Consider the following 12,584-nt stretch of genomic DNA (forward strand, 5'->3'; position numbering starts at 1 on the left):
TCGCCGTGACCGCCGGGCGCACCCGGCGGTTGGGGATAAATCAGCAGTCGCTATTTTTTACTGCGGCTGCGTCCCCCTTTTTCACCGGCTTCTGAAGCACGCTGTGGGTCGTTTCTGAAATTACCTCCACTGTTTTTACCGCCTTTGCGGCCAGCTTCCGCGGCTCTTTCACGGTCCTCTGCGAAATTGCCTGATCCTCCACGATGTTGTGCCATCATTTCCTCCAGGATTGAGCATCTTAGGTAAGACTTTTCGGCATAAATACAGTGAAAAGTCCGGTGACGGATGCCCCGTTCACCTGATGAAAGAATAGCCAAATTCAGCTTAAAACTGGTCAGTATTCATACTTTGAAACACATAATTCACTAACTTATCCCCTAATAACCAAATTTAGCGCCACACAACAAGCAGTTAACCGCGCGTTGTTGGTGTCTGCTCAACCTGTGTGCAGCAGCTTACGCAGGCTCTTCTATACTTCTGAGTACTCGTCACCTCAGTAGGATGAAAACAATGGCAAAAGTTTTAGTGCTCTACTATTCGATGTATGGACATATTGAAACCATGGCGCAAGCTGTGGCGGAAGGGGCAAAGAGCGTAAGTGGTGCAGAGGTGACCATTCTGCGCGTACCTGAAAGCATGGATGCCGAACGATTTGCCCAAGTCGGTGGTAAGGTGAACCAAGCGGCAGCTGAAGCCAAACCCGAAGATTTAACGCAATACGATGCCATTATCGTCGGTACACCAACCCGCTTCGGCAACATGGCCGGGCAGATGCGTAATTTTTGGGATCGCACCGGCGGACTTTGGGCTTCTGGCGCGTTGTACGGCAAAATCGCCAGTGTGTTTGCCTCCACTGGCACCGGCGGCGGCCAGGAACAAACCATCACATCAGTCTGGACCACCCTCGCCCATCACGGCATGGTGATCGTCCCCATTGGTTACGGCACCAAAGAACTCTTCGATATCTCCCACGTGCGCGGCGGTACACCGTATGGCGCCACTACGCTGGCGGGCGGTGATGGATCGCGTCAACCGTCAGCGGAAGAACTGGATATAGCCCGTTATCAGGGCCAACACGTCGCCGGACTGGCGGTAAAACTCAAAGGATAAAATCCACAACAGGAGACTTACATGGCAACAGAACAGTCAAAAGCTCACCATGTGGGCGAATGGGCCTCATTGCGCCATACCTCAAATGAAATTGCAGAAGCCATTTTTGAGGTAGCCAATTATGACGAACGTTTGGCAGAACAAATCTGGGAACAACAAGGTAGTGATGATGTGTTGATTCGCGCCTTCAAGAAAACCGACCAGGATGTACTGACCTGGGATGATAAAACAGTCGAACGCAAAAACGTGTGAATGGCAGGCGGGCAAAGTCCCGCCTTTGTTCTCTTTACTGCCAAGGAAACTTTTATGTCAGCCTATCAAAGTATCAATCCAGCCAATAACCAACTCATCAAAGCCTGGCCCGAGCACGATGATGCCTATGCGCAACAGGCGCTGAAAACGGCAGATGCGCTGTTTCATTCATCCTGGAGCAAAGGCGACATTCAACCCCGTTTGCAGGTGCTGCATCGCCTGGCCGATTTGATTGATCAACGCGTGGAAGAACTCGCCACCATCGCCAGCAAAGAGATGGGGAAACTGATTGGGCAAAGCCGCGGCGAAGTGAAAATTTGTGCGCAAATCGCCCGCTATTATGCCGAACATGCGGCGACATTTTTAGAAGCCGAACAATATCCCAGCGACATCGGCGATGCGTGGCTGGAGTATCACCCAATTGGCGTGATTGTGGCGGTGGAACCGTGGAACTTCCCGTACTACCAACTGATGCGTGTACTGGCACCGAATCTGGCCTTGGGCAATCCGGTGCTGGCGAAGCACGCCAACATCGTTCCTCATTGCGCCGATGTGTTTGAAAAACTGGTGGAGGAAGCTGGGGCACCAAAAGGTGCATGGACCAACTTATTTATCTCCACCGATCAGGTTGCCGATTTGATTGCCGACTCGCGCGTGCAAGGTGTGGCGCTGACTGGTTCTGAACGTGCCGGCAGCGCGGTAGCGGAACAAGCCGGTAAACATCTGAAGAAATCAACGCTGGAACTGGGCGGCAATGATGTGTTTGTGGTGCTGGATGATGCCAATATCGATGAAGCAGTACGCCAGGGCGCGCAAGCGCGTCTGAGCAATTGCGGCCAGGTATGTACCGCCGCCAAACGCTTTATTCTGCATGAAAAAATCGCCGACCAGTTTATGGCGAAATTTAGCGCGGCATTACAATCGGCAACGCCGGGCGATCCGTTGGATGAAAAAACCACGCTCGGCCCGCTTTCATCGAAAGATGCCCGCGATCGCTTAGTGAAGCAGGTGGATGAAGCTATTCAGCATGGCGCACGCCTTGAGTTTGGCGGACACGCCATTGACGGCGTTGGCTGCTATTTCCAGCCGACCATTCTTACTGGCTTAACGCCAGATAATCCTGCCTATTATCAGGAATTTTTTGGTCCGGTGGCGCAAGTGTATGTGGTGGCCGACGATCGCGCCGCCGTGGCGCTGGCCAACGATTCACACTACGGTTTAGGCGGTTCGGTGTGGACCAAAGATATTGTACGCGGCCGCAAAATGGCTTCGCAGATTGAAACCGGCATGGTGTTCATTAATTCGCAGAGTGATACCTCGGCAGAACTGCCGTTTGGTGGCGTTAAGCGTTCAGGTTACGGACGAGAACTGTCAGATCTGGGGATCAAAGAGTTTGCCAACCAAAAACTGGTGGTGGTCGCCGGTTAAGCAGCATAAAAAACCCCGCTTGTGCGGGGTTTCTTTTTAAACTCAACAACCTTAGTTACTGGCTGCCGGTTGTTTGGCAGGTTCTTGCGGTTTAGCTGGAGTGGCATCGGCTTGCGCTTTCTGCGCAACCGCTGCATCAGCCTTGGCTTTGTCGTCCGCTGCTTTCTGTGCAGTGGCTTTCTCCGCTTTCGCCTTCTCCTCTGCGGCTTTCTGCGCCGCCGCTTTATCCGCTTTCACTTTATCTTCTGCCGCTTTAGCTTCCGCCGCTTTCTGTGCAGCAGCTTTATCCGCTTCCGCTTTATCAGCAGCGGCTTTATCTGCTACCGCCTGATCGGCTTTCTGCTTAGCGTCGTCCGCTGCAGGTGCAGCAGCCGCTGACGCTGGCTGTTCTGCGGCTGGCGCAGGTGCTGGCGCGGCGGCCGGTTGCAGTGGCGTGCCTTGCAATGCGCCATTCAACGCACCGGTGAATTGATCCCAGCTGCAATAGCCGTTGGCATCCGCTTCACAACCTGTCAGTTGCAGGGTGACGCGCTTCGGTGGGTTCTTTAGGCTCAAAACATCGGCATTGCGCAGTTGATCGGCTGTCTGATAGACGTATTCCACTTTCAGCAGATCTTTGTTGTTTTTCACATCGTGCCAGCGTTCAAACACCACTTGTCCACCAATTGGCGTTTTCTCATCATTGCCCGGCAGTTCGTAAGGTTTGACCTGCAACGCGCTCAGTAATGAAGCGATGTTGGAATCGTGTCCGACCATCACCGTGACTTTCGGCGCATTGGCTTTGTCTTGATCGACTAACTGGCTACGGATGTAATCCACCAGCGGTGCAGCGACTTCGCGCGCCACTTCAGGCGAGGCAAATAACGCATCCTGGTAACCATTTTTGATCGATGCCAGCTCTTTCCACTGCTCAGGCGTTTTGATCTGGCCCCACGCCACTTGATCAGCCGGGAAGCCTTCGTAGTATTGCAGCGTGAAAGCATCCACCAAGGAGTTGCCGACTTTCAGCGGCCCGTTGACGTTAGGTTCTTTGCCGTTTTCAGCCGTGAAGGTGTTATCGCCGCTGCTGAGATCACACTGCTTTTTGCCGTTACAGGCCGGTGCAGATTTGTAATCGACGATTTTTTCCAGCTGCTGGAACGCAGGCTTCAGGGCCAATTTTTCATTGGCTGCGGTCATCGCCGCCAGCGCTTTCTTGTTGAAGTCGTCGCTGCCGTCAGTGATCACCGGATTGAAGATAGGGTCCATGGTGCCCATCGCATCCTGATGGGTTACCGCGACATCACAGCCTGGGAATGCACCAGTGATGAAGTACTGCGCAGTGGCAACGGTGCGCTGCAAGCTGTTAGCGTAAACAAAGATGTTGCTGCTGTCTGGGCAAGTGCCGTTCTGGACCAAGCCCTGCTGTGCCAGCCACTGACGGGTGTAATTACCCATGTAGACTTCCAGCACACCACCTTTAGTGGTGAGCTCACCGCCCGCAACATCCCATTGTGGCCAGCTTTTTTTCGTGGATTGTTCCAGCACGCTGCCGTTATTGGCCAGCGGCGCACGCAAGTTGTGACGACTTAACATCAATACTTGCTGCAGTTGCATATCTCCATCCGCAGCATAGGCGGACATGCCCATCGGGAGCGCAGCGATGACTGACAACGCGCAAAGACTCAGTTTCTTGATCATTGTGCCTATTCCATAATTCATCAGTGAAACACTCTGGCTTTCAAACGATTAGCACGCCAAAGAGCGAATTACCGCACAGTGTAACTCAGCTTGCATCGGAAAATCGCCAGATGTTTGCAAAAACAATGCATCGAATATAGCAGTAAACGCGCGTGACGTCGGGTAACGGCAGCAGATTGAAAAGCAACAGGATGTTTTTCGGAATCTCGGAAAGCAGAAAAGCAAAAAGCCCGCATTGCTGCGGGCTTCTTTAATATGGCGGAGGAACAGAGATTCGAACTCTGGGATGGTTTCCCATCGACGGTTTTCAAGACCGTTGCCTTAAGCCACTCGGCCATCCCTCCGGAAATCTTTTTGTAACTTCACTCTGCAAGAGTAATGGCGGAGGAGGAGAGATTCGAACTCTCGGATGGTTTCCCATCGACGGTTTTCAAGACCGTTGCCTTAAGCCACTCGGCCACCCCTCCGCAATGAGGCGCACTATAAACATCCCCCCGAACGATGTAAAGCCTGCATTGAATCGTTCGGCTGAAAAACAGCCAAATTCTATTTTTTCGGCGTCATTTTCGCCAATCTGCTCAGTGAAACAGCAATTTATCGCGTAAAGAAGGGTAAAACGCCTTTTCTGTCTTTATAGCGCTGCGTATCCTCTTGCCATATTTGATATTTCTCTCCTGAAGGAGCGCATGATGGAAAGAGTTTTTAGCTCGTCACAGCAATCGTTAGTCAGCACCCACAAAGTGCTGCGCAATACTTACCTCCTGCTTGGCTTTACCCTGGCCTTCTCGGCAGTAACCGCAACGTTGAGCACCGTATTTGCCTTGCCTTCACCAGGATTGATTCTGATGCTGGTTGGCTTTTATGGCTTGATGTTCCTGACACATAAACTGGCTAACAGCCCAGCCGGTATTCTGGCGGCATTCGCCTTCACCGGTTTCCTTGGTTATTGCCTCGGCCCGATTCTGAGTTCATTCCTGAGCGCGGGTATGGGTGATGTGATTGCCATGGCGCTGGGCGGTACAGCATTGGTGTTCTTCGGTTGTTCCGCATACGTGCTGACCACACGCCGCGATATGTCATTCCTGAGCGGCATGATGATGGCAGGCTTCGTGGTGCTGCTGGTGGCAGTTGTCGCTAACATCTTCCTGCAATTGCCTGCGCTGCATCTGGCGATTAGCGCCCTGTTCATTCTGTTCTCGGCTGGCGCTATTTTGTGGGAAACCAGCAACATCATTCATGGCGGTGAAACCAACTACATCCGCGCCACCGTGAGTCTGTATGTTTCGCTGTACAACATCTTCGTTAGCCTGTTGAGCCTGTTAGGCTTCGCTAACAAAGATTAAGTTGCCTCAGAAGATATTCAAAACCCCGCTTCGGCGGGGTTTTTGCTTTTTAATGCATGACGAATTTACAATGTGCAGATTAATGTTGTGAGGAATGATCGTGATTTTTGCCGGTAAAGAGATTGCCACCGATGCGGAAGGCTATTTAAAAAACAGCGCGGACTGGAGCGAGCCGTTGGCCGCCGCCATCGCAGAGAAAGAACAGATCGTGATGAGCGAAGCGCATTGGGAAGTGGTGCATTTCGTGCGTGCTTTTTATCAGGAATTCAATACTTCACCGGCGGTGCGCATGTTAGTGAAAGCCATGGCGCAAAAATACGGTGAGGAGAAAGGTAACAGCCGCTATCTGTTCCGCTTGTTCCCGGAAGGCCCCGCTAAGCAAGCCACCAAAATTGCCGGTTTGCCAAAACCGGCGAAATGCCTGTAATCAGCCAGTGGTAAATCGGGTGGGGATTTCCGCAGGTTGATGCGGCTCCACCAGGACTTTATCCACGCGTGCACTTCGCGGTCCGCCCGCTTTTAGCCAACTGATTAATTCATCGACCTTTTGCGCATCGCCAGATGCCAACACTTCCACGCTGCCATCCGCCAGATTATGGGCATATCCCGTAAGGTTTAACTCTCGCGCCTGCGTTTGTGTGTGATAGCGAAATCCTACGCCCTGTACGATGCCATGCACCCAAATTTTATAGCAAGAAGTTGTCATTTCGTTCTCCCGTCAGCTTGCGTTGCTTTTTGCCGCCATCCGCCGGAAAATGGCGCCTCATTTTTTCAGGTAAGCATAGCAAACTATGACCGTTCGATTGATTCTCGCTAAGGGACGTGAAAAATCCCTGCTCCGCCGCCATCCGTGGGTGTTCTCTGGTGCCGTTGCCCGTATGGAAGGTAAAGCCCAGTCAGGTGAAACCATTGATGTCTGCGACAGCAATGGCAAATGGCTGGCCCGCGTCGCGTATTCGCCACAATCACAAATTCGCGCACGCGTGTGGAGCTGGCAGCAGGATGAGTCAATCGACATCACCTTCTTCGTGCGCCGCTTTGAGCAAGCGCAGGTGTGGCGTGATTGGCTGGCAAAACGTGATGGTCTGGATAGCTATCGCCTGATTGCCGGTGAATCAGATGGCATGCCTGGCGTCACGATTGACCGTTTCGGCAACTTCCTGGTGCTGCAACTGCTGTCGGCGGGCGCGGAATATCAACGTCCGGCTATCGTTTCGGCGTTGCAGCAATGTTTCCCTGATTGCGCGATTTACGATCGTTCAGACGTCGCGGTGCGTAAGAAGGAAGGCCTGGAATTAGCCCAAGGCCCGGTGTTAGGTGAATTGCCGCCGCCGCTGCTACCGATTACCGAACACGGCATGAAACTGTTGGTGGATATTCAGGGCGGCCATAAAACGGGCTACTACCTCGATCAGCGTGATAGCCGCTTCGCCACGCGCGGATACTCAGACAATGCGCGGGTATTGAACTGCTTCTCTTATACTGGTGGCTTTGCAGTTTCCGCTTTGATGGGCGGTTGTCGCGAGGTCATCAGCGTTGATACTTCGCAAGATGCGCTCGATGTGGCGAAACAGAACGTTGAGCTAAATGGCTTAGACGTGTCGAAAGCGCAGTTCGTACGCGATGATGTGTTCAAGCTATTGCGCCGTTATCGTGATAGCGGTGAGAAGTTCGACGTGATCATCATGGATCCGCCGAAATTTGTTGAGAACAAGAACCAGCTGATGGGAGCTTGTCGCGGTTATAAAGATATCAATATGCTGGCGATTCAGTTGTTGAATCCCGGCGGCGTGCTGCTGACCTTCTCCTGCTCAGGCCTGATGCCCACCGATCTGTTCCAGAAACTTATCGCCGATGCCGCCGTAGATGCCGGTCGTGATGTACAATTTATAGAGCAGTTCCGTCAGGCAGCCGACCATCCAGTGATCGCCAGCTATCCTGAAGGGCTTTATCTGAAAGGTTTTGCCTGCCGCGTGCTGTGACTTGAAAACGCTGTCCCTGCCTCCATATTGGTAGCAGGGCAGTCTTTTGGGAGGTCACAATGATTACCACTAAATTTGGAATTGGACAGCAAGTTCGGCACCGTCTCTCCGGGGTGCTCGGCGTAATTGTGGATGTCGATCCGGAGTTTTCGCTTGATGAGCCAGAATTAGATGATGTCGCCGCCAGCGAGGCATTGCGCGCCGCGCCGTGGTATCACGTGGTGATGGAAGATGAAGAAGGCGATCAAGTGCATACCTACGTCGCTGAAGTGCAGTTAGCTGGGGAAACCTCGTTCGAACATCCCGAACAGCCTTCAATGGATGAACTTGCTGCGTCAATTCGACAGCAGTTGCAGGCACCGAGCTTGCGCCATTAATGACAACGGCGACTGAGGTCGCCGCTTTTATTTAATGCTGAATGCCCAAGCGTGGAATTTCAATCTTCGGGCAACGATCCATCACCACCGTCATCCCCGCATCTTGCGCTAACACCGCGGCTTGCTCGTTGATAACGCCGAGTTGTAACCACAACGTCTTCGCACCAATGGCAATCGCTTCCTGCGCGACACCCCACGCCGCTTCCGCATTACGAAACACATCCACCATATCCACTTTCCCCGGCACATCCGCCAGCGTGGCATAGGCGGTTTGTCCCAATAGCTGTTGTCCAGCCAGTTTTGGGCTAACCGGAATCACTTCATAGCCTTGATTAAGCAGATATTTCATCACGCCATAACTCGGACGGTCGGGCCGATCGCTGGCGCCAACCAAGGCGATGCGTTTGGTGTGAGTCAGGACATCGCGAATTGTTTGATCATTCATTTTTCTCTCCTTGTTCATTCGCTTAAGTGTAGAAGCTATTGCGCTTTAGCATGCAATAGCCCAACGCGAGAACTTTGCGCGGCAGCACGAATAAATATGTTAAAATGTAAATTAACTGCCATAATGTAATAATTTGCTACACATAATCGATTTATCCCCTTTCCCTGGGAGTTGAAATGAAGCTGTCGTTGACTGTTACGAGTTTACTCGTGTTGCTCGTATCGGCGTCTTGCCATGCCATCACCTTGAAGCTCGATCCCGATATCGATCTGTTGGTGCTGGATGGACGCAAAATATCCGGCTCGATTTTGAAGGGCGCTGGCAGCCTTGAGCTGGAACGTGGACAGCACCAGTTTCTGTTTCGTGTGGAAAAATCCGGCGCTGATGCCACGCATTTCCAGTCTGTGCCGATGATTGTCACTTTCAACGCCAGCGCCCAATCCGTTGCGATTCGTTTGCCCGCCCTCACCAATCGCCGTGAACGCAGTGCCTTTGACAGAACGCTGAATTTTCAACTGATTGATGAAAACGGCAATGAAATTGTCAGCGTGCGCGATCATCTTCCGCGCGCCGCGGATAACAATTTTGAACAGGCAATGGTTATCTACAATCGCGATGCGCATGCGGCTTCAGTGCCACGCTTTGCGCTCCATGCATTAAGCGCCAATGAAGCGCAATTGAATGTGGATTTTGCCTGGCAAGACGCCGGCGATCTGCCTTCACTGCAACGTTGGTTCCAGCGTTTTGATGCCGCCACCCGCCTACGTTTTATCAGTTGGATGAAAACCTTACGCACAAGTTGATAGTAGTGAAACGCCAGGGGTAAACTCCTGCATTAACAAATAATGCATGAGAAGAAACAGGAAGCCCTATGGAGCAGACCGTTCGTACCCTAAAAGTCCAAAAGCATATTGCCCTCGTTGCACACGACCATTGCAAAGCCTCGCTGCTGGAATGGGTCAAAACCAATCAAAGCGCCCTGCAATCCCACGTGCTCTACGCGACCGGCACCACGGGAAATCTGATTAATCGTCATACGGGTTTAGATGTCAACGCCATGCTGAGCGGCCCAATGGGCGGCGATCAGCAAGTCGGCGCGTTAATTTCGGAAGGGAAAATTGATGTACTGATTTTCTTCTGGGATCCACTGAATGCCGTACCGCACGATCCTGACGTAAAAGCGTTACTGCGTTTGGCGACGGTGTGGAACATTCCGGTAGCCACTAATCGCGCCACCGCTGATTTTATTATTCAGTCGCCAATGTTTGCACAGCAAATTGAGATCCAGATTCCAGACTATCAGCGTTATCTCGCTGATCGCCTGAAATCATAATCCTCAGGCCTTGCGGCTTTGCGGCACACCCAATTCGCGGAAGTGTTCGACAAACACCGATGGCCGATCTTTGTCGAACATCAGCCACACTTGTTGCTTCGCGCGAGTGATCGCCACGTAGGCCAAACGCCGCTCCTCCGCATCCGGGAAATCTTCCGGCTGCGGTAACAACCCCTCTTCCATAATTGATTCGCGCGCTTCCGCCGGGAATCCATCACGTCCATGATGCAAACCCAACACAATGACAAAATCGGCCTGTTGTCCTTTGCTGGCATGAATGGTCATAAAATCGAGCTTGAGTTTAGGCCAGCGCGTTTTGGCTTTATCGAGAATGGCCGGGCGCAAATGATGATAGCGCGCCAACAGCAGCACGCGTTCCTCAGGCTTAGCGTAACCACTTAACTTGTCGAAAAGCGGCTCGAGCTGTTCCTGTGGCAGCAGCGTCACCGATTTTTTATTGCCCTTGCTCAAACTGTTTAGCGGCTTGCGCAGCTGATGCGGATTTTGCTGCACAAAGCGATTGGCGATTTCACCAATGCGATCGTTGAAACGATAAGTGGTATCCAGCACGCAACGATCGCCTTCGCCAAAGAAGTGATGGAACGCGGTAGTCAGGCTCATCTCGGCGCCGCTAAAGCGGTAAATCGCTTGCCAGTCATCGCCCACGGCAAACAGGCTGGTGCGTTTGTTTTGCTGGCGCAGCGCGGTCAGCAGCGCTGCACGCTGTGGCGAGATGTCCTGAAACTCATCAACCAGAATGTGCTTCCACGGACTAATAAAACGTCCCTTTTCCAGAATAGCGATCGCCTGATGAATTAATCCGGAGAAATCGACTGCGCCCTCCTCTTTCAAGGCGGTTTTCCACGCCTTCAGTAACGGCGCCATCAATTTCACGCGCTTACTGAAATTGTCGCGTTGTTCTTCGGCAACATCGGCGATCATTGCCGCCTGCGCGCCGCCATGCATACGCATCAATCCGAGCCAGCGCTCCATGCGTGTTGCCAGGCGCTGTGCCAGTTTGTCATCCTGCCAGAACGGCCCTTCCGGGACATCCCAATCCAACTCGTCCTGCAACCATTGTCGCCAGCCGCTGGCCTGCGCTTTCTTGCTGTCACACTGCTCGCGCCAGGTTTCAATCAATAACTGGCGCCGTGCCTTGCTGTCGCTTTCCAGCTTGCTGATCACCGGCTGTTTGTTGCTGCCTTCGCGAATAATGTGCAGCGCCAACGCATGGAAGGTGCGCGCCTGAATGGCACTTTCGCCAAGCCGCGTCTGGATGCGCTCGTTCATCTCTTCTGCCGCCTGACGTCCAAATGCTAGCAGCAGAATTTGCTCTGGCTGCGCCAACTTGCGTTTCAATAGCCAACCCGCACGCGCCACCAGCACCGAGGTTTTACCGCTGCCTGCACCGGCTAACACCAGCAGCGCAGCTTCGCCATTCACCACCGCTTCGCACTGCGATGAATTAAGCGGCGTGGTTTCCACGGTGGAGAAGAAATCGTGATAATCCTTGAGGATCTTGCTAGTCCATTCGCGATTGCGTTGGCGGATCGCCGCTTCGCCCTGCTCCAGCCATTGCTGGCAGAATTGCCAGTGCGCTCGGCAATTGTCGAACTCTTCAATGCGCGCCAGTGGCAAAGGCAAAGCGGCAAACTGGCGTTTGATGTTCTCTTTCACCGCGCTGAGTTCGCTGCGTTTTAACCAGCGGTCCTGATGGGTAAAATCCAGAATTTCCTGTTCCAGTTCTGCCAGCACCTCGGCGCTGACTTCACTCATTTCCTGGCTCCACTGCTGCCAGGCATGCTGTAAATAGTGGTAAAAGCGCTGTGTTTCCTGCCATTCGGTGCCGTGTAAGCGCACTACCTTCTCATCCGGCAATAAAAATTCCAGCTCGCCCCACACCATGCCGCGCTTGCAAACAATGCTAATTAACTGGTTAAACGGGATTAAATATTCATGGCGGTCACCACTGACTTCCACGCCAGCAGCCAACAGACGCACGCGGTTGTAAGGGTGTTGTGCCAGACGCTTGCCCATTGATGTTGCTTTCAGTTCCATGTCCGCACTCTGATGTGGAATTCGAATATCGCGCAGTTTACCTGTCAGACTCTTGGCGCTCCAGCCTTAAAAAAGGCTAAACTGAGCACCACATATTGCGGATTGCAAAAGGAAAATCGGGTTATGCGTACCGTACTCAATATTCTTAATTTCGTGCTCGGTGGTTTTTTCACCACCCTGAGCTGGCTGTTTGCCACGTTGGTGAGCATCGTGCTGATTTTTACGCTGCCGTTAACCCGCTCATGCTGGGAGATCACCAAGCTGTCGTTTTTGCCGTTTGGTAACGAAGCGGTACATGTTGATGTACTTCGTCCGGAGAGTAAAAGCCACGTGATGAATACTGGCGGCACTTTCCTCAACATCTTTTGGTTAGTTCTGTTTGGTTGGTGGCTGTGCTTAGCGCACATTTCTGCTGGCATCGTGCAGTGCCTAACCATCATTGGTATTCCTGTCGGTATCGCTAACTTCAAAATCGCCGCGATTGCGTTGTGGCCGGTGGGACGCCGCGTGGTATCCGTTGAAGAAGCTCAAGCCGCGCGTGAAGCCAATGCGCGTCGCCGCTTTTAAGGCTGCGCA

At 52.6% G+C, this 12,584-nt stretch carries 15 protein-coding genes and 2 tRNA genes; 10 read left to right on the forward strand and 7 right to left on the reverse strand.

What is annotated here, in order from left to right; translation table 11 throughout:
• Positions 1 to 50: 50 nt before the first annotated feature.
• Positions 51 to 215: a con-10 family general stress protein gene (locus ACPUC7_RS16020; RefSeq protein ID WP_071845623.1), complete on the reverse strand. Its 165-nt coding sequence runs from the start codon at positions 213 to 215 to the stop codon at positions 51 to 53.
• A gap of 295 nt (positions 216 to 510) precedes the next feature.
• Between ACPUC7_RS16020 and wrbA the strand changes: the two genes are divergently transcribed.
• Genes wrbA through ACPUC7_RS16035 form a run of 3 tightly spaced genes read left to right on the forward strand, consistent with a single transcriptional unit; the run spans position 511 to position 2,790 of the window.
• Positions 511 to 1,110 carry an NAD(P)H:quinone oxidoreductase gene (gene wrbA, locus ACPUC7_RS16025; RefSeq protein ID WP_343551810.1) on the forward strand — a complete coding sequence of 200 codons (600 nt, stop codon included), beginning with the start codon at positions 511 to 513 and terminating at the stop codon, positions 1,108 to 1,110.
• Positions 1,111 to 1,131: 21 nt separating this feature from the next.
• A complete protein-coding gene (locus ACPUC7_RS16030) occupies positions 1,132 to 1,362 on the forward strand; it encodes a YccJ family protein (RefSeq protein ID WP_343551809.1) in 231 nt (76 codons plus the stop codon).
• Between the two features lie 54 nt (positions 1,363 to 1,416).
• The gene (locus ACPUC7_RS16035) at positions 1,417 to 2,790 is read left to right on the forward strand and encodes an NAD-dependent succinate-semialdehyde dehydrogenase (protein ID WP_494923659.1); all 1,374 of its coding nucleotides are present in this window, start codon (positions 1,417 to 1,419) and stop codon (positions 2,788 to 2,790) included.
• A gap of 51 nt (positions 2,791 to 2,841) precedes the next feature.
• Here ACPUC7_RS16035 and agp read toward each other — a convergent pair whose 3' ends face one another.
• From agp to ACPUC7_RS16050, 3 genes are all read right to left on the reverse strand, one after another.
• Entirely contained in the window at positions 2,842 to 4,470 is a 1,629-nt protein-coding gene (agp, locus tag ACPUC7_RS16040; RefSeq protein WP_494923660.1) for a bifunctional glucose-1-phosphatase/inositol phosphatase, read from the reverse strand.
• A 256-nt stretch (positions 4,471 to 4,726) separates the two neighbouring features.
• Positions 4,727 to 4,814 (reverse strand) — tRNA-Ser (locus ACPUC7_RS16045).
• 35 nt (positions 4,815 to 4,849) lie between these two features.
• Positions 4,850 to 4,937 (reverse strand) — tRNA-Ser (locus tag ACPUC7_RS16050).
• A 222-nt stretch (positions 4,938 to 5,159) separates the two neighbouring features.
• Between ACPUC7_RS16050 and yccA the strand changes: the two genes are divergently transcribed.
• Together yccA and tusE are read left to right on the forward strand one after the other, a co-directional pair.
• Positions 5,160 to 5,813 (forward strand): FtsH protease modulator YccA, encoded by a 654-nt coding sequence (gene yccA, locus ACPUC7_RS16055; RefSeq protein WP_494923755.1) that lies wholly within the window; start codon positions 5,160 to 5,162, stop codon positions 5,811 to 5,813.
• A gap of 94 nt (positions 5,814 to 5,907) precedes the next feature.
• Positions 5,908 to 6,240, forward strand: coding sequence for a sulfurtransferase TusE (gene tusE / locus ACPUC7_RS16060; RefSeq protein WP_343551805.1), 333 nt, complete (start codon positions 5,908 to 5,910; stop codon positions 6,238 to 6,240).
• On the opposite strand, the gene yccX is transcribed toward tusE, so the two are convergent.
• Positions 6,241 to 6,519: an acylphosphatase gene (gene yccX / locus ACPUC7_RS16065; RefSeq protein WP_343551804.1), complete on the reverse strand. Its 279-nt coding sequence runs from the start codon at positions 6,517 to 6,519 to the stop codon at positions 6,241 to 6,243.
• An 85-nt stretch (positions 6,520 to 6,604) separates the two neighbouring features.
• Between yccX and rlmI the strand changes: the two genes are divergently transcribed.
• Entirely contained in the window at positions 6,605 to 7,795 is a 1,191-nt protein-coding gene (gene rlmI, locus ACPUC7_RS16070) for a 23S rRNA (cytosine(1962)-C(5))-methyltransferase RlmI (protein WP_494923661.1), read from the forward strand.
• 59 nt (positions 7,796 to 7,854) lie between these two features.
• On the forward strand, positions 7,855 to 8,172 hold the full coding sequence (gene hspQ, locus ACPUC7_RS16075; protein ID WP_343551802.1) for a heat shock protein HspQ: 318 nt from the start codon (positions 7,855 to 7,857) through the stop codon (positions 8,170 to 8,172).
• Positions 8,173 to 8,203: 31 nt separating this feature from the next.
• Here the strand turns inward: hspQ and ACPUC7_RS16080 are convergent, their stop codons facing one another.
• The gene (locus ACPUC7_RS16080; RefSeq protein ID WP_494923662.1) at positions 8,204 to 8,617 is read right to left on the reverse strand and encodes a CoA-binding protein; all 414 of its coding nucleotides are present in this window, start codon (positions 8,615 to 8,617) and stop codon (positions 8,204 to 8,206) included.
• Between the two features lie 176 nt (positions 8,618 to 8,793).
• On the opposite strand from ACPUC7_RS16080, the gene ACPUC7_RS16085 reads away from it, so the two are divergent.
• A complete protein-coding gene (locus tag ACPUC7_RS16085; RefSeq protein ID WP_494923663.1) occupies positions 8,794 to 9,420 on the forward strand; it encodes a YccT family protein in 627 nt (208 codons plus the stop codon).
• Between the two features lie 68 nt (positions 9,421 to 9,488).
• A complete protein-coding gene (locus ACPUC7_RS16090; protein WP_494923664.1) occupies positions 9,489 to 9,950 on the forward strand; it encodes a methylglyoxal synthase in 462 nt (153 codons plus the stop codon).
• A gap of 3 nt (positions 9,951 to 9,953) precedes the next feature.
• Here ACPUC7_RS16090 and helD read toward each other — a convergent pair whose 3' ends face one another.
• Positions 9,954 to 12,008, reverse strand: coding sequence for a DNA helicase IV (gene helD, locus ACPUC7_RS16095; RefSeq protein ID WP_494923665.1), 2,055 nt, complete (start codon positions 12,006 to 12,008; stop codon positions 9,954 to 9,956).
• A gap of 123 nt (positions 12,009 to 12,131) precedes the next feature.
• Between helD and ACPUC7_RS16100 the strand changes: the two genes are divergently transcribed.
• The gene (locus tag ACPUC7_RS16100) at positions 12,132 to 12,575 is read left to right on the forward strand and encodes a YccF domain-containing protein (protein WP_494923666.1); all 444 of its coding nucleotides are present in this window, start codon (positions 12,132 to 12,134) and stop codon (positions 12,573 to 12,575) included.
• Positions 12,576 to 12,584 lie beyond the last annotated feature (9 nt).

This window comes from Pantoea sp. CFCC18179 (genome assembly GCF_059412405.1).